We start from the raw sequence: 14,099 nt of genomic DNA on the forward strand, positions 1-14,099 counted from the left end.
GTTGACTGGGCTCATGATGAGCGAGAACAACGTCGGTGTCGGTGCGCAGGTTTTTGTTCGGGATGCCTCGGCTACCGATCCCTCGCTGTGGCCCACCGAGCCCAGCGGGTTCGTTGTCGCCCAGGCCGGCTCCGGTGTGCAGGGAGTCTGGGGCCGGGCGAACGGCGGCCGCGTCTGGTCGATCGAGTTCGATGAGCCGCAGATCAACGCCAACGGTGACGGACCCTTCTCGAGTGCGCTCGTCCACGAGCGTTTCCTTCAGCTGGCTCCTCCGGTGGAATTTTCGGACGAGGATGCCCCGGGGCAGTAGCCGACTCGGGGATACTCAGGGTCATCCCCGATACCCGTCGCGTGGTGTCTCTGACAGGCTGAACGCATGCTTATTCGCCCCAGGAACAATCGTGTCATCGCCGGTGTCTGCGCCGCACTCGCCAACCGTTTCGGATGGAACGTCACAACGGTGCGAGTCCTCTTCGTCGTGTCCATCATCATCCCGGGCTCGCAGCTGCTGGCGTACGCCCTGCTGTGGATACTGATCCCCAGCGAGAAGTAGCCAGGCGCGGGTAAAGCACCCACACTGCAACCCCTTGTCGCTGCCGTGCCCGGCCGGTTAGCTAGCCCGATGACTGAACACGCAACAGCTGCCCTCTTCGATATCGACGGAACGCTTGTCGACTCGAACTATCTCCACATCGACGCCTGGGCACGGGCTTTCGCCCACCTCGGTGTCGCCGTTCAGTCGTGGCGGATCCATCGCTGCATCGGTATGGACTCCTCCAAGCTGCTCGAGGAACTTCTTGGCGACCGCGCCGACACGCTCGGGAGCGAGGCGGGCCGCCTCCACAGCATCTACTACATGCAGGCAAGCCAGCGTCTGCGAGCGTTTGACGGAGCCCGCGAACTCCTGACTGAACTCGCGCGTCGTGGCGTTACGGTGGTGCTCGCGACCTCCGCGCCCGAGGAGGAGCTCGCGTTGTTGCGCCAAACCCTCGACGTCGAGGAGTCCATCGCGCGGGTGACGTCGGCCGACGATGTCGAAACTGCCAAGCCCGACCCCGACATCGTCACGGTGGCGCTCGAACGCGCACAGGCCCAGTCTCAGCACGCGTTCTTCATCGGTGACACGGTGTGGGACGTCGCCGCCTCGGCGCGTGCCGGCGTGGCGTGCATCGGCGTGCGAAGCGGTGGTATCTCGGAGGCGGAACTGAGGGAGGCCGGCGCTGTGGCGGTCTACGCGGACGTCGCCGACCTGCTTGCTCAGCTGGACGCCAGCCCGCTCGCCGCGCTGGTCACAACAGCGTAGGCGGCGAGCGGGCAGGGAGTACTCACTTACTTCGAGCTGCCGTCGTCATCGGTCTTCTGGGACCGGCCGCGACTGCGGCGGAGGGCGCGACCGGCGCGCACATCCTTCGCTTTCTGCTCCGCCTTCTTGTCGCTCTGCCGGGTATCCCGCGGGGGAAGCTGAATGGTTTCCTCCGCGGCGATGCCGGCCTGCAACTCACGGCCGCGTTCGAGCTCCGCGTCCAGCTCGGCGCCAAACAGCAGCGCGTTGTTGGTGATCCAGATCCACAGCAGGGCGACGATGACCCCACCGATCGAGCCATACGTCGCGTTGTAGCTGGAGAAGTTCGCGACGTAGAACGCGAACCCCACGGAGGCAACGACCCAGATGAGAAGCGCGACGAGTGCGCCGAGGCTCATCCACCGGAACTTCGGCTGCTTCACGTTCGGCGTCGCGTAGTACAGAATCGCGACGATAACCACGGCGAGGATCGCCAGCAGCGGCCACCGAACAATGTTCCACACCACCAGGACCGTCTCACCGAGTCCGAGCGCGTCGCCTACGTTCTGGGCAATGGGCCCACTGATTGCGAGAATCGTGGCGGCGACGACGGCGAGAACGATCGCAATAACGGTAACGAGCAACGTGACCGGGCGAAGCTTCCAGAACGGACGCCCCTCCTGAATTGCGTAGATGCGGTTCATTGCCCGCGAGAACGCACCCACGTACCCGGAGGCGGACCACAGGGCGCCGAGAATACCGACGATCAACGTAATTCCGGCCGATGGTGACTTCGTCAGGTTTTCGATCGGCTCGCGAAGGCTGTCGAGAGTGGATGCCGGGACCAGCCCCTGCGCGAGATTGAGGAGCGAGTCCGTGGTCTTCGCCGCGTCCCCAAAGATCCCGAGGAGCGAGACGAACGCCAACAGAGCGGGGAAAATCGCCAGCACCGCGTAGTAGGTCAGGGACGCAGCCAGGTCGGTGCACTGGTCAGACGAGAACTCGCGCAGCGTCTTCTTCAGCACGTACATCCACGACGGCTTGGTGATCTCGGTGGGGGAGTCAGGCTTGCGGTCGTCCTCCGGATCGGGCGCCGTTGCCTCCCGGGTGCTCGCGCGCTCAGCCACGGCCGGTTGTCCTGTCGTCGTCATCTGCGCCGGAGCGGACCGCCAGGACGATCACCCCGACGATCGCTCCCACCACGCCGATGGCTGCGGCGATGACGACAAAGGGGCGCTCCCGAAACTCCCGCTTGAGACTCTCCACCGCATACTGCGGTGTCAGCTTGCCCTCGATCTGATCGAGGGTGTCGCGCAGCTCGTCGCGGGTGCGATCGGCATCCAGCCTTATCTCGTTGATCCCGGCATCCTCTCCCGGTGCGGGCGTGGTGTCGCTCACTTGCCGACCCCCTTCACCGTGCGGATATCGGCCTTGACGTTCTCGATGGTTTCGGTGGGCACCGGAGGTGCGCCGGCCTTGAGCTTTTTGAGCCCAAGGTAGGCAAGAAGCCCGGCGATGACCAGCAGCAACACTCCGATAATCAGGGCAGACAGCCAGGGAGCGAGCACGGTGGCAAGGCCGAGGATCGCCGTGGCAACCAGCACACCCAGGGCGTACAGGGCGATGACCGCGCCGCCGGCAACGAGACCAGCTCCGACGCCGAGTGCCTTGAGCTTGCCGACGATCTCCGCCTGTGCGGCACGAAGCTCGTCACGGATGAGCCGTGTGATCTGATCGGGGATCTGGCGGAGCAGACCGATGAGTCCGTGCCGACCCTTGGCGTCGTCGTCCTCCGGGGTGTCGGTCACGCGATCACTCATTGTTGTCGCGTCGTTCGTCGCCGGATGCGGGGCTGTCGGTTCCCGCGTCGGCGGCTTCCGCGCCGGCCGGAGACGCCGTGTACGGGGTCGGGGAGGCAGACGTGGGCGAGTCGCTGGACGGTGACGACACATCGGCGGCGGCATGGGAGCCCGTGTGGCTGGTGGTGGCCGCGGCGTCGTCGATCCAGTGCTTCGCTCCGCCGACGACATTGCCTACGACGTCGCCCACTGCGGGGATCTTCTCGCGGGCAAAGTCCTCGACGTCGGCCACGGTGCGCTGAACGCGCGGGCTCTGCCAGAGATCGCTCGCCTGTGACTTGATCTTCTCGTATCCACGGCGGCCCGTACGGGTCCCGACGACGTAACCGAGAGCGGCTCCGAGTACAAAAGTAACCTTGGCTTTCATGATGACTCCTCCTGTCGGCCGCGGGCGGCGGCACGGTTATAGCTAACCCCACCGCGACGCCCCCCTTTAGGGGTTGCATGAGGGTGAATGCTGTGGTTACGCAGGTTACGGTGGGGTATGACATCACGGCGGAGTCGTCCGCAAAAGCCGGGTCCGGGCCAGGAATCGGTGTGGGATTATCCGCGCCCGCCCCGGGTCGAGCCCGTCGAGGCCCGCGTGACCATCGAGCTGGATGGCCGCGTCATCGCCGAGACCAGCCGCGCTGTCCGGGTGCTAGAGACGAGTCATCCGCCCGTCTATTACCTCCCCCGCGAGGCTTTCATCGACGGATCGCTGCAACCGGCGGCGGGGTCGAGCGTGTGTGAGTTCAAGGGACAGGCGCTGTACCTGTCGGTGGGCTCTGCCGACCGAGCCGCATGGTTCTATCCGGCGCCGGCCGCGGGGTACGAAGAGCTCGCCGACCGGGTCGCGGTCTACCCGGGTCTCATGGACCGCTGTACCGTGGGGGGAGAGGTCGTGACAGCCCAGGAAGGTGACTTCTACGGCGGCTGGATTACCGCGGCAATCGTGGGGCCGTTCAAGGGTGCCCCGGGCACCTGGGGCTGGTGAAGTTCAGTCCCTGTACAGCTGGTCCCAGTACCTTCGAAACTTCAATACAGCCGGAAGGAACACCCATGGGCTTCTTTGATCGTCTGTTTGGACGCACCGAGCAGGACACAGAACCGCAGTACCGCCGCACGGGAGCTGCACGCCGTACCGATGACGACATTGCTGTCGAGCGATACCGCTACCTGCTGCGCACCGCACCACCCGAGACCATCGAGCAGGTGCACACCGAGGCCTTCTCGAAGCTCACCCCCGAGCAGCGCGAGTTGCTCTTTCAGCAGCTGACCGACAATGCCCCCGAGGGCGACAAGCCTGTTGCCTCCGACGCCAAGTCGCTCGCCAGTTCCGCGACACGGTCTGAACTGCGCCAGCCCGGAACCATGGAGCGATCGATGGCAGGCCAGGGCGGCATGGGCTTCGGCAGCATGGTTGCCAGCTCGCTGCTCGGCACCGTGGCCGGCTACGTGATCGGGTCGGCGATCGTCAGCGCCTTCCTTCCCGACACCGGCAACGATGGATCGACGGATGCCTCGGACTCCGACTCCTCGGACAGCGGATCCGACTCCGGCGCCGATGCCTCCTCGGCCAGCGACACCTCGGGAGCCGACGCGGGCTCCGATGTCAGCGCGTCTGGTGGAGACTACGGCGGGGGAGACTTCGGCGGTGGCGACTTTGGCGGCGGAGACTTTGGCGGTGGCGGCGACTTCGGCTTCTAGCCAGCCAGCCAGCCCCACCCGGCGCGAGCTGGCGCTATAGCCAGCCGCGCCGCTTGAACGCCGCGTACAGCCCGAAGCCCATCGCGACCATGAGGGTCAGGGCGAACGGGTATCCCCATCGCCAGTCGAGCTCCGGCATGTTCTTGAAGTTCATGCCGTAGATCGTCCCGACCAGCGTCGGGGCGAAGAGAATGGCGGCCCACGACGAGATGCGCTTGACCTGCTCGCCCTGGGCGAGGCTGGTCTCCGAGAGCGTGCGCGTCTCGTCGCTCTGACGCTGCGCGACAAGGGTGGAATGCGTGACGAGCGCATTCTGCAGCAGTTCGCGGAAGCTGTTGACGCGCTCGACGATCTTGATGGCGTGGTCCTCGACGTCCCGCACGTCGCGGCGCAGCTCGATCTTGCTGTCATCGGACCGCAGCGAGTTCTTGATCTCGGTCAACATGCCGACGAGCGGCTGCGTTGCACGCTGGAAGGCGATGACCTCACGGGACAGCTCGTAGATGCGCCGCGAGACGTTGGGGTCCTCGCTGAAGAGCTGGTCCTCGATCTCGTCGATGTCGTTCTCGAGGCCGGCGACCACAGGACCGTACTCGTCGACGACCTGGTCGAGCACCGCGTACATCACTGCCTCCGGGCCCTGGGCGAGCAGCTCGGCGTTGGTTTCGAGCCGCTTGCGCACGACGCCGAGGTTCGGTGCTTCCGCGTGACGGATCGTGATCGCGAATTCGGGACCGATGAACATGTGCACCTCGCCGAACTCCACCGTTTCCTCCTTGTCGAGGTATCGCGCGGGGCGCAGCACGATGAAGAGGGTGTCGCCGTACCGCTCGAGCTTGGGCCGCTGGTGGCCGGCGAGGGCATCCTCGACAGCGAGGTGGTGAAGGTTGAATTCTGTCGCAACGGACTGCACCTCGGCCTCACTGGGCCGGTACATCCCGATCCACGCCATTCCGTGCCGCGCACGCAGCAATTCGTAGGTGGTCTCGAGGTTCTCGGGATTCTCGGTGCGCTGGCCTTGGACATAAACCGCGTTGTCGACGATGGGCATAACCCTTATCCTGCCTCTCCCAGCTCCCACGTCAAATTCGGTGGAAGACTGGCGGAAGAGCGCGCCCAGCCTGACCCGCGGTTGTGCGCCGCCCGGGATGGTGGATCGACGGTCATGGCACGCATCGGAGCTGGCTCACGGGCCTACCTGCTCACCGCATTTTCTGGCACTCCCGATGGCACTCCGCCGTGGGTCGCCGACATGGAGTTCGGCGACGATCCCGGCTACTTCGGCGAAGGATCGGCGGTGTGGGCAGTCCACGGCGGGCGGCCGGTGCTGGTCGCCGGAATCCGCGCCCTGATCATGCAAACGCTCCACCCGGGCGCTATGGCGGGGGTTCATGACTGGTCGCGCTATCGCGAGGACCCGCTGGGCCGACTCGCCGGAACGGTCAGGTGGGTACTGACCACCTCGTTCGACGATCGTGCGGGGGCGGATGCCTCGTCGGCGATGGTCCGCACGATGCACTCGCGTGTCGCCGGCACCTACGTGGATGCCTCGGGCGCACGGGTGCCGTATGCGGCGGGCGATCCCGACCTGCTCCGCTGGGTTCACGTGGTGTTCGCGGACTCGTTCCTGCGCGCCCAGCAGCAACTGGGCGGTTCGATCCCTGGGGGAGCCGACCAATACCTGGCGGAGTGGGCGACCGCGGGGCAGCTGATGGGGGTGGATGACCCGCCCCGGTCCGAGGCGGAACTCCGCGCGCAACTCGCGGCCTTCGGGCCGACACTGATCGCGGACGACCGGGTTAAGGAGGCGCTGCGATTCATCCGCAATCCGCCCCTCAAGCGGTCGATCATGCCCGGGTATCACGTGCTGTTTGCCGGCGCGGTTGCCTCCCTCGATCCCGAGTACCGACGGATGCTGGGCCTCGCGCGCCCGTGGTGGCCCGCCCGGACGGCCACCCGCATCGTGCTGTTCTTCCTCGGCCTGCTGTTGGGCCGCCCCTCCTCCAGCGAGGTCTACGCCCGCAAGCGCCTCGCCCGCCTCGCGGCCGCGACAACCGCGGAGTGATCCGTCAACCCCCGGCGCGCCCGCCGCGTCGCCACACGCAACTGGGATACTGGACACAATGACAAGCATTGATGCGATCGTGGTTGGTTCCGGTCCCAACGGTATGGCCGCCGCGGTGACGCTCGCCCGCGCTGGGCTGTCGGTCACCGTCTACGAGCGCGCTTCCGCGATCGGCGGTGGCGCCCGAACCGCGGAACTGACGCTCCCGGGCTTCCTGCACGATGTCTGCTCCGCGGTGCATCCGATGGCGCTCGCCTCACCCTTTTTCCGCGCGTTCGGACTGAGCGACCGGGTGCCCATGGTGGTTCCCGAACTCTCGTACGCCCAGCCTCTGGACGGGGGCCGATCGGGCCTCGCCTATCGCGACATCGACCGCACCGCGGCGGAGCTCGGCGTCGACGGACCGGCCTGGAAGAGGCTCTTCGGTCCGCTTGCCGCCCGGGCCAACGACCTCGCGGAGTCGACCGGCTCCACGATGCTGCGGGTGCCCGAGCACCCCATCCTGCTCGCCCGGTTCGGGCTTCGCATGCTCGAGCAGGGCAGTCCCGACTGGAACACCCGCTTCCGGGAGGACCTCGCCCCGGCGCTGTTTACCGGAGTCCTCGCCCACGCCATCCGACGGCTACCCAGCCTGTCGTCCGCCGCCGCCGGCCTCGTACTGGCCACCCACGCGCACGCCAAGGGCTGGCCCATCCCCGTTGGCGGCAGCCAGTCGATCATCACCGCGATGGCCGACGACCTGATCGCCCACGGTGGACGCATCGAAACGGATGCCTCGATCGAAACGCTCGCGCAGCTGCCGTCATCCCGTGCGGTACTGCTCGACACCACGCCCCGGGCGTTTCTCGCCATGGCGGGCGCGGCTGTTCCCGCCCGGTATGCGCGCACGATGAAGCGGTTCCATTACGGCAGCGCCGTCGCCAAGGTCGACTTTGCGCTCTCCGGACCCGTGCCCTGGACGGACCCTCGCCTCGCCGAGACAGCGACACTCCACGTCGGCGGCACGCGCGCGGAAGTGGCGGCAGGAGAGCGCGAGGTTGCCGCCGGTCGCCACCCCGAGTCACCTTACGTGTTGGTCTCCCAACCGAGCGCCTTTGACAGCACGCGGGCGCCGGAGGGTAAGCACGTGCTCTGGGCGTACACCCACGTGCCGCGGAACTCGACCGTCGACCGCACCGAAGCGATGATCCGGCAGATCGAACGGTTTGCGCCGGGCTTCCGCGACCTGATCCTCGCCAGTGCGAGTCGAACATCGGTCGATGTTGCCCGCTACAACCCGAACTACATCGGCGGAGATATCGCCAGCGGAGACACCGACCTCGTGCAGTTGCTCCGCAGGCCGACATTCATCGACCCGTGGAAGACCGCCGTTCCCGGCGTCTACCTCGCGTCATCGTCGACCGCGCCGGGACCTGGTGTGCATGGGCTCGCAGGATGGAACGCCGCGAAGAGTGCTCTGCGCCACGAATTTGGGATCACCACTCCGCCACGTCTGGCCCCGTAGCACGGCCCTGTGCTGACGGCGACGCGCTAGGGGATGCCCCCCGCCCGTTACTTGGGCTTGGGTGCTTCGCCGTTGCCGTTACCGTGCGGCTCATCCATGAACTGCATGCCCTGGGCGGAGTTGGCCGACAGCGTCAGCAACTCGAGCCATTCACGGTTGATGGTGGGCTGCTTGCTCCCGTAGTACTTGAAGTACAGGGGGATGGCGGCGTCGATCCAGATGCTGCTGCGCCCGTCGCCGATGGACGGGTCGTCCTTCCATGAAAAAAAGAAGCTCTCGCGGCGACGCAGCTTTGCGCCGATAACGAGCTGAAGGTGTGCCATGTCGCGATCGTCAAAAACGATCTCTACGCCTGAATCGCCGTACAGAATTTTTCCCACGTGACTTTACATCCGTTCTATAACCCGGGTTGGTTGCGGATCCTTCGTCTGTAGGCAGATTAGACCTAGGCAGACGCCGTATCAATGCGATTGGCCGGGGGAGCGCCGATTATGGCTTGGTTGGTACATCTCCGCGCCATGCGCCGGTCGATGTTTGGGCATTTTCGATAAAGAGCTTGAAGTTCTCGAGGTCGTGGATGACGGCGTGGTCGTCGACGCCAAGGGCGGCTCCCACCTTCTCCAGGAACGTGTCGGCGGCCCAGTCGAGCTGAACCGAGACCCGTGACGAATCCGGTGAGAGCGCCTGAAACGTGACGACACCGGCGTGTACGGCGTCTCCGCCGACGCTCTTCCATGCGATGCGCTCATCCGAGTGCTGTTCGGTGATCTCCGCATCGAACTCGCGCTCGGCCCCGCCGATGGTGACCTTCCATCGTGTCAGTGTGTCGGTGAGCTGGACGATCGAGTCGACAAAGCCGAGGAACTGGGGAAACGTCTCGAACTGCGTCCACTGGTTGTACGCCCGAGAAACGGGAACATCGACGTCGATGCTGTGCGTCACCTGCGCCATTTACCTCTCCTCATTGTCGTGCGGGGCACCACGGTGTGGTCGACCCGGGTGCGGCTTTCGCGGGCACCCGGGTCTCGTGCATCGCCAATGCGACTGAATGGTCGACCGGCGCAGCCCATCCGAGCCCGTCGGGGCGTGAGCCCTGGGAATCGGGTGGGGTCACTGGCACCAGTTTCACACGACGATTGGTCGTTTACCGGGGGCTTGCGATCCGGCAAAGTGGATGTTATCCGCCATATCGTGTCGCTCGGGGCATGGAACAGGCCTGGTGTCGTGCGACTCTCAACGCACGACATCAGGCCTGCAGTCAGGGGGCTATCAGTGAAACCGCACCATCCGAACGGCCTTGTCCCAGGAGAGGGTCTGGCCAATCTCCACGGCGTGACTCAGGACATCTCCGGAGAGGGCAACGTACACGTTGCCCACCTTGTGGATGAATCCGAGAGTCTCGCGATCGGTCATTACGCTGTAAACGTCGTCGGTGACCAGCGCGATGTCAGGTTCGCGGTGTGTTTCGCGGGCCTGCGGCGGGAGTAGAGGCATCTTTGAGTCCTTTCCAGCAGGGCTTTTCAGGAGCCGGGCATGCACCCCACCTTCGGGGGTAACAGTTATTGAAACACGCCCGTTACCTCCCGGCAACATACGCCGCACCCCTTGACAGCAGACCGCCACCGGGCGCGTTGTTTACCTCGAGGAAGCCGATCCCGGACGCGTGAGAATGAACGCGGAGTGGCCGGGAAGGGACGCGTCCCGTCCGATCAGTTCCGCCGAGTCATCCGTCGCAAAAATGCGGCTCGAACCCTCGTCAACGGGGAGCGTCAGGGCGTCGGGTCCGAAGTTCACCAGGATGACCAGGTCGTCGCGGTCGAGCCGGAACCAGTGCAACTCGTCACTGAAGGTAGCGGTCAGCGCATCAAAGCGCGGGTTGGTGAATGCCGGATGGGTGCGTCGCAGCGTCGCCAGCTGCCGGTAGATTTCGAGCAGCCTGGCGTGGTCGCCGCTGCCGGACTCGTCCCAGTTGAGCTTCGAGTTTGTGAACGTGTCCGGGTCCTGTGGATCGGGAACTACCGCCGGATCCCAGCCCATGCGCTCGAACTCTGCGATGCGACCCTCTGCTGTTGCCTTGCCGAGCTCCGGCTCGGGGTGCGAGGTGAAGAATTGCCAGGGGGTAGACGCGCCCCACTCCTCTCCCATGAACAACATGGGAGTGAATGGGCCCGCGAGGGTGAGCACCGCCGCGATGGCCAACTGTCCGTGGTCGAGCGTCGCCGTCAGGCGGTCGCCGATCGCACGGTTGCCGATCTGGTCGTGGTCCTGCGAGAAGGCGACAAGCCGCCAGGTGGGGACCTCGGGGTTGATGGGATGTCCGTGGTTACGTTCGCGGAAGGTCGAGTACGTGCCGTCGTGGAAGAATCCACCGGTGGATACCTTCGCCAGGGCGGCGAGGGAGGCGAAGTCCTCGTAATACCCCGTGGTCTCGCCGGTGAGAGCGACGTGCAGGCTGTGGTGGAAGTCATCGCTCCACTGCGCGGTGAGCCCGTAGCCGCCGGACTCCCGCGGCATGATCAGCTTCGGGTCGTTCATGTCGGATTCGGCGATGAGAGTAAGGGGTCGGCCGAGGAAGGCGCTGAGCGCCTCGGTCTCCTCCGCCATCTCCTGCAGGATGTGCTTGTCGTCGTCAACCAGAGCGTGGACGGCGTCCAGCCGCAGTCCGTCGACGTGATAGTCCTTCAGCCACATGCTGACGTTGTCGAGGATGTACGCACGCACGGGGTCGGAGTCGAGGTTGACCGACGATCCCCAGGTGTTGGCGCTCTCCTCGTGGAGGTACGGACCAAACTTTGGCAGGTAGTTTCCGCTGGGGCCGAGGTGGTTGTAGACCACGTCCTGGATGACGCCGATGCCGCGGGCGTGGCAGGCGTCGACGAAACGCTGGTAGGCCTCCGGTCCGCCGTATCCCTCGTGCACGGCGTACCAGAGCACGCCGTCATACCCCCAATTGTGGGTTCCGTTGAAGTCGTTGACCGGCAGGACCTCGATGAAGTCCACACCAATGCTCACCAGGTGGTCGAGGCGGCCGATGGCGGCGTCGAGCGTGCCTTCCGGCGTGAACGTGCCGAGGTGCATCTCGTAGATGACGCTTCCCGCCAGCTGGCGACCCGTCCACGAGGCATCCGACCAGGCAAAGGCCGACGAGTCGAACACCCGGCTGAGTCCGTGGACTCCGGACGGCTGGCGCCGTGAACGGGGATCGGCGACAGGGGTGGTGTCGTCATCGATGAGGAATCCATAGTCAGTTCCCGCGGGCAGTTCGACGGTGGAGTGCCACCATCCGAGCTCGCCGCGGGTCATGGGGATCACGCCGGATGCCAGTTGCAGGGCGACCGTGGAGGCTAGCGGAGCCCAGACGGATCCGACGGCGGGGATGACGGCGCTCATTCGGCCACCACCGGCGCGAGGAGGGCAACGGGGTAGATGGACAGCAGCTCGGAGAGCGGCAGCAGGCCGCCCTCGAATTGGCGCCCGGTGAGGACGTCAATGACGCTGTGTCCGGGAAGAACTATCGCGGTGTCGCCCCAGCCTCCCCGGTCACGTAATCCCAGCGGAAGTCGGGTTCCGATCGTCACGGCGCCTCCTCGGTCGAATGCGATGGCGTGCTCGGCCGCCTCGCCGATGGCGGGCAGCTCGGCGTATCGGGTGAACAGCTCGGGGTGGTCGCGGCGCAGGCGCAACGCCCGCGACGTGACGAGAAGCTTGACGGCACCTGTCTCATCGATGGGTGGCAGGGCGCCGGCGTCGATGGCGGCCAGATAGAGCCGTCGGATGTCGAAATCGATCGGGCGGCGGTTGTCGGGGTCGACGAGGCTCGTCTCCCACAGCTCGCTGCCCTGGTAGACATCGGGGACGCCCGGGGCCGTGAGCTGGATGAGCTTGGCCGTCAACGAGTTCGACCATCCGGCGGGGGCCGTGGTGTAGACGAAATCGGTGACAATCCCGTTGATGTCCGGGTCGTCGAACACACTGTCGACGAGCGCGTGCATGCGCTTTTCGAAGTCTTCGTCGGGATCGAGCCAGCCGGTCGAGCTGCCGGCTTCCCGGGCCGCCTTCTCGGCGTAGTTGTGCAAGCGTTCGCGCGATGCGGGCCACGATCCGACGATCGCTTCCCACAGGAGGTTCTCGAGGGGACCATCGCCGAGGGGCGCGCGTGTCCGGAGGGACTCCAGGGTGCTTTCCCACTGCCCGGGGATCTCCGACAGCACCGAAATGCGCGAACGGGTGTCCTCGCCACGCTTGGTGTCGTGGGTGGAAAGCGTCGTCAAGGATGCCGGGAAGCTTGCCTGGCGAAGCAGCTGGCGACGGTGAAACTCGGTGCGGTTGATGGAGAACTCTGCCGGGTCGGCGCCCACCTCGGTGAGGGACGACAGGCGGTTGAAGCGGTAGAACGCGGTGTCCTCGACGCCCTTGGCCATCACCATGCCGGAGGTCTGCTGGAATCGCACGGCGATGGGCTCCGCGGGGTCTCCGAGCAGGGGGCGCAGCGCGTCGATCGTGTCGGACAACTCGGGCCGGTGCTGCTTGGCCAACGCGGCCGCGGCATCCAGGTGCTCGAGGCCGACCGGGAGGTAGGAGCGGTAGACCGGGAAGCAGGCCAGCAGCTCAGCGATCGCATCGGCCGCGTGCTCGATCGGCTCGGGAAGTAGGCGCTCGAGGCGCAGCACTTCGGAGTTGAGGATGCCGTCGGCGATGGCGCGCTTGGTCCCGTGAATCAGCGTGTGCCAGTCAAGCGGCTGGGCGCGGCCGCGCAGGCGAGCGTCGAGCCCGTCGAGGGATGCGCGTCCGCCCGGGTCGACAAGAACGCGGTCGATGTCGGCAAGGGCGTCGTAACCGGTGGTGCCGGCGGTCGCCCAGTACGACGGGAGTTGCTCGTCGCCCTCGAGAATCTTCTCGACCCACACCTCGGTGTTCCCCGTCGCTTCGGCGAGAGCGTCGAGATATCCGCCCGGGTCGGCGAGGCCGTCGGGATGGTCGACACGCAGGCCGTCGGCGATGCCCTCTCGCACCCAGCGGACGATCTCCGCGTGGGACTCCTCGAATACCCACGGAATCTCCACGCGAATGCCGGCAAGCGAGTTGACCGCGAAGAAGCGGCGGTAGTTCAGCTCGGAGTCCGCGCGACGCCAGTTCATGAGCTCGTAGTGCTGGCGGGAGTGAACGATGGCAGCGGATGCTCCGTCGTCGGCGCTTCCCGGAGCGAGGGGGAACCGGTGGTCGAAGTAGCGCAGCTCGTTGTTCTCGACGCGGAGGTCGCCGGCGTCCGCCGCTTCCTCCAGCGTTCCGCCGAGGACGGGAATGCGCACCTTGTCGCCGCCGAATTCCCAGTCCACGTCGAATGCTTCCGCGTAGCGGGACTCCTTGCCGAGGCGTAGAAGATCCCACCACCAGGCGTTTTCGCGGGGGATTTCGACACCCATGTGGTTGGGGACGATGTCAATGAGCACACCGAGCCCCGCGGCGTGTGCCGTCTCGGACAACCGGTCGAGCGCGTCGCCGCCGCCCCGCGCGGGATCCACGCGGGAGTGGTCGACAACGTCGTAACCGTGGTCAGAACCGGCCGACGCTTCCAGGAGCGGCGACAGGTAGACCCAGTCGGCTCCGAGGTTGCGCAGGTAGTCGGTGACCTCGGCGGCGGCGTCCAGATCGAACGATGCCCGGATTTGCAGTCGGTAGGTCGAGATCGGCACACCCACG

Annotated in this window: 17 protein-coding genes; 7 read left to right on the forward strand and 10 right to left on the reverse strand. The window is 65.9% G+C overall.

Annotated features, from left to right (window positions below):
- The first annotated feature begins 13 nt into the window (after nt 1-13).
- From HB677_RS07135 to HB677_RS07145, 3 genes are all read left to right on the forward strand, one after another.
- Complete coding sequence (locus HB677_RS07135; protein WP_213815002.1) at nt 14-310, forward strand: hypothetical protein; 297 nt, start codon at nt 14-16, stop codon at nt 308-310.
- Nucleotides 311-376: 66 nt separating this feature from the next.
- The gene (locus HB677_RS07140; RefSeq protein ID WP_213815003.1) at nt 377-553 is read left to right on the forward strand and encodes a PspC domain-containing protein; all 177 of its coding nucleotides are present in this window, start codon (nt 377-379) and stop codon (nt 551-553) included.
- A gap of 69 nt (nt 554-622) precedes the next feature.
- Complete coding sequence (locus HB677_RS07145; protein WP_213815004.1) at nt 623-1,303, forward strand: HAD family hydrolase; 681 nt, start codon at nt 623-625, stop codon at nt 1,301-1,303.
- 26 nt (nt 1,304-1,329) lie between these two features.
- On the opposite strand, the gene HB677_RS07150 is transcribed toward HB677_RS07145, so the two are convergent.
- From HB677_RS07150 to HB677_RS07165, 4 genes are read right to left on the reverse strand one after another with little or no spacing between them, the layout of a single operon-like run.
- The gene (locus HB677_RS07150; protein WP_213815005.1) at nt 1,330-2,433 is read right to left on the reverse strand and encodes a YihY/virulence factor BrkB family protein; all 1,104 of its coding nucleotides are present in this window, start codon (nt 2,431-2,433) and stop codon (nt 1,330-1,332) included.
- Nucleotides 2,402-2,680, reverse strand: a complete 279-nt coding sequence (locus tag HB677_RS07155) for a DUF3618 domain-containing protein (RefSeq protein WP_213815006.1) — start codon at nt 2,678-2,680, stop codon at nt 2,402-2,404. Before HB677_RS07155 ends, HB677_RS07150 begins: the two co-directional genes overlap by 32 nt.
- Nucleotides 2,677-3,090: a phage holin family protein gene (locus HB677_RS07160; protein WP_307852510.1), complete on the reverse strand. Its 414-nt coding sequence runs from the start codon at nt 3,088-3,090 to the stop codon at nt 2,677-2,679. Before HB677_RS07160 ends, HB677_RS07155 begins: the two co-directional genes overlap by 4 nt.
- Nucleotides 3,091-3,094: 4 nt before the next feature.
- Nucleotides 3,095-3,508: a YtxH domain-containing protein gene (locus HB677_RS07165; RefSeq protein WP_213815008.1), complete on the reverse strand. Its 414-nt coding sequence runs from the start codon at nt 3,506-3,508 to the stop codon at nt 3,095-3,097.
- Between the two features lie 117 nt (nt 3,509-3,625).
- Between HB677_RS07165 and HB677_RS07170 the strand changes: the two genes are divergently transcribed.
- Both HB677_RS07170 and HB677_RS07175 read left to right on the forward strand, forming a co-directional pair.
- Nucleotides 3,626-4,117: a DUF427 domain-containing protein gene (locus HB677_RS07170; RefSeq protein WP_213815009.1), complete on the forward strand. Its 492-nt coding sequence runs from the start codon at nt 3,626-3,628 to the stop codon at nt 4,115-4,117.
- Between the two features lie 65 nt (nt 4,118-4,182).
- Entirely contained in the window at nt 4,183-4,830 is a 648-nt protein-coding gene (locus HB677_RS07175; RefSeq protein ID WP_213815010.1) for a hypothetical protein, read from the forward strand.
- A gap of 34 nt (nt 4,831-4,864) precedes the next feature.
- Here the strand turns inward: HB677_RS07175 and HB677_RS07180 are convergent, their stop codons facing one another.
- The gene (locus HB677_RS07180) at nt 4,865-5,881 is read right to left on the reverse strand and encodes a magnesium and cobalt transport protein CorA (RefSeq protein ID WP_213815011.1); all 1,017 of its coding nucleotides are present in this window, start codon (nt 5,879-5,881) and stop codon (nt 4,865-4,867) included.
- 114 nt (nt 5,882-5,995) lie between these two features.
- Here HB677_RS07180 and HB677_RS07185 point away from each other — a divergent pair, with 114 nt between their 5' ends.
- Both HB677_RS07185 and HB677_RS07190 read left to right on the forward strand, forming a co-directional pair.
- A complete protein-coding gene (locus tag HB677_RS07185) occupies nt 5,996-6,895 on the forward strand; it encodes an oxygenase MpaB family protein (RefSeq protein ID WP_213815012.1) in 900 nt (299 codons plus the stop codon).
- A 58-nt stretch (nt 6,896-6,953) separates the two neighbouring features.
- Entirely contained in the window at nt 6,954-8,399 is a 1,446-nt protein-coding gene (locus HB677_RS07190; RefSeq protein WP_213815013.1) for an NAD(P)/FAD-dependent oxidoreductase, read from the forward strand.
- A 47-nt stretch (nt 8,400-8,446) separates the two neighbouring features.
- Here HB677_RS07190 and HB677_RS07195 read toward each other — a convergent pair whose 3' ends face one another.
- The 5 genes from HB677_RS07195 to treY all read right to left on the reverse strand — a co-directional run bounded on the left by HB677_RS07195 (nt 8,447) and on the right by treY (nt 14,098).
- Nucleotides 8,447-8,722 (reverse strand): ATP-dependent DNA ligase, encoded by a 276-nt coding sequence (locus tag HB677_RS07195; RefSeq protein ID WP_218624553.1) that lies wholly within the window; start codon nt 8,720-8,722, stop codon nt 8,447-8,449.
- Between the two features lie 166 nt (nt 8,723-8,888).
- Entirely contained in the window at nt 8,889-9,350 is a 462-nt protein-coding gene (locus HB677_RS07200; protein ID WP_213815015.1) for an SRPBCC family protein, read from the reverse strand.
- Between the two features lie 318 nt (nt 9,351-9,668).
- Entirely contained in the window at nt 9,669-9,893 is a 225-nt protein-coding gene (locus tag HB677_RS07205; protein ID WP_213815016.1) for a hypothetical protein, read from the reverse strand.
- 141 nt (nt 9,894-10,034) lie between these two features.
- The gene (gene treZ / locus HB677_RS07210; RefSeq protein WP_213815017.1) at nt 10,035-11,789 is read right to left on the reverse strand and encodes a malto-oligosyltrehalose trehalohydrolase; all 1,755 of its coding nucleotides are present in this window, start codon (nt 11,787-11,789) and stop codon (nt 10,035-10,037) included.
- Nucleotides 11,786-14,098, reverse strand: a complete 2,313-nt coding sequence (gene treY / locus HB677_RS07215; RefSeq protein WP_213815018.1) for a malto-oligosyltrehalose synthase — start codon at nt 14,096-14,098, stop codon at nt 11,786-11,788. The genes treZ and treY overlap by 4 nt, the downstream gene beginning before the upstream one ends.
- Nucleotide 14,099 lies beyond the last annotated feature (1 nt).

This window comes from Glaciihabitans sp. dw_435 (genome assembly GCF_018449675.1).
GTDB lineage: Bacteria > Actinomycetota > Actinomycetes > Actinomycetales > Microbacteriaceae > Glaciihabitans.

Coding starts and splice junctions, on each gene's coding strand:
- HB677_RS07135 (WP_213815002.1), top strand. CDS start 14: ATGATGAGCGAGAACAACGTCGGTGTCGGTGCGCAGGTTTTTGTTCGG.
- HB677_RS07140 (WP_213815003.1), top strand. CDS start 377: ATGCTTATTCGCCCCAGGAACAATCGTGTCATCGCCGGTGTCTGCGCC.
- HB677_RS07145 (WP_213815004.1), top strand. CDS start 623: ATGACTGAACACGCAACAGCTGCCCTCTTCGATATCGACGGAACGCTT.
- HB677_RS07150 (WP_213815005.1), bottom strand. CDS start 2,433: ATGACGACGACAGGACAACCGGCCGTGGCTGAGCGCGCGAGCACCCGG.
- HB677_RS07165 (WP_213815008.1), bottom strand. CDS start 3,508: ATGAAAGCCAAGGTTACTTTTGTACTCGGAGCCGCTCTCGGTTACGTC.
- HB677_RS07170 (WP_213815009.1), top strand. CDS start 3,626: ATGACATCACGGCGGAGTCGTCCGCAAAAGCCGGGTCCGGGCCAGGAA.
- HB677_RS07175 (WP_213815010.1), top strand. CDS start 4,183: ATGGGCTTCTTTGATCGTCTGTTTGGACGCACCGAGCAGGACACAGAA.
- HB677_RS07180 (WP_213815011.1), bottom strand. CDS start 5,881: ATGCCCATCGTCGACAACGCGGTTTATGTCCAAGGCCAGCGCACCGAG.
- HB677_RS07185 (WP_213815012.1), top strand. CDS start 5,996: ATGGCACGCATCGGAGCTGGCTCACGGGCCTACCTGCTCACCGCATTT.
- HB677_RS07190 (WP_213815013.1), top strand. CDS start 6,954: ATGACAAGCATTGATGCGATCGTGGTTGGTTCCGGTCCCAACGGTATG.
- HB677_RS07195 (WP_218624553.1), bottom strand. CDS start 8,722: ATGGCACACCTTCAGCTCGTTATCGGCGCAAAGCTGCGTCGCCGCGAG.
- HB677_RS07200 (WP_213815015.1), bottom strand. CDS start 9,350: ATGGCGCAGGTGACGCACAGCATCGACGTCGATGTTCCCGTTTCTCGG.
- HB677_RS07205 (WP_213815016.1), bottom strand. CDS start 9,893: ATGCCTCTACTCCCGCCGCAGGCCCGCGAAACACACCGCGAACCTGAC.
- treZ (WP_213815017.1), bottom strand. CDS start 11,789: ATGAGCGCCGTCATCCCCGCCGTCGGATCCGTCTGGGCTCCGCTAGCC.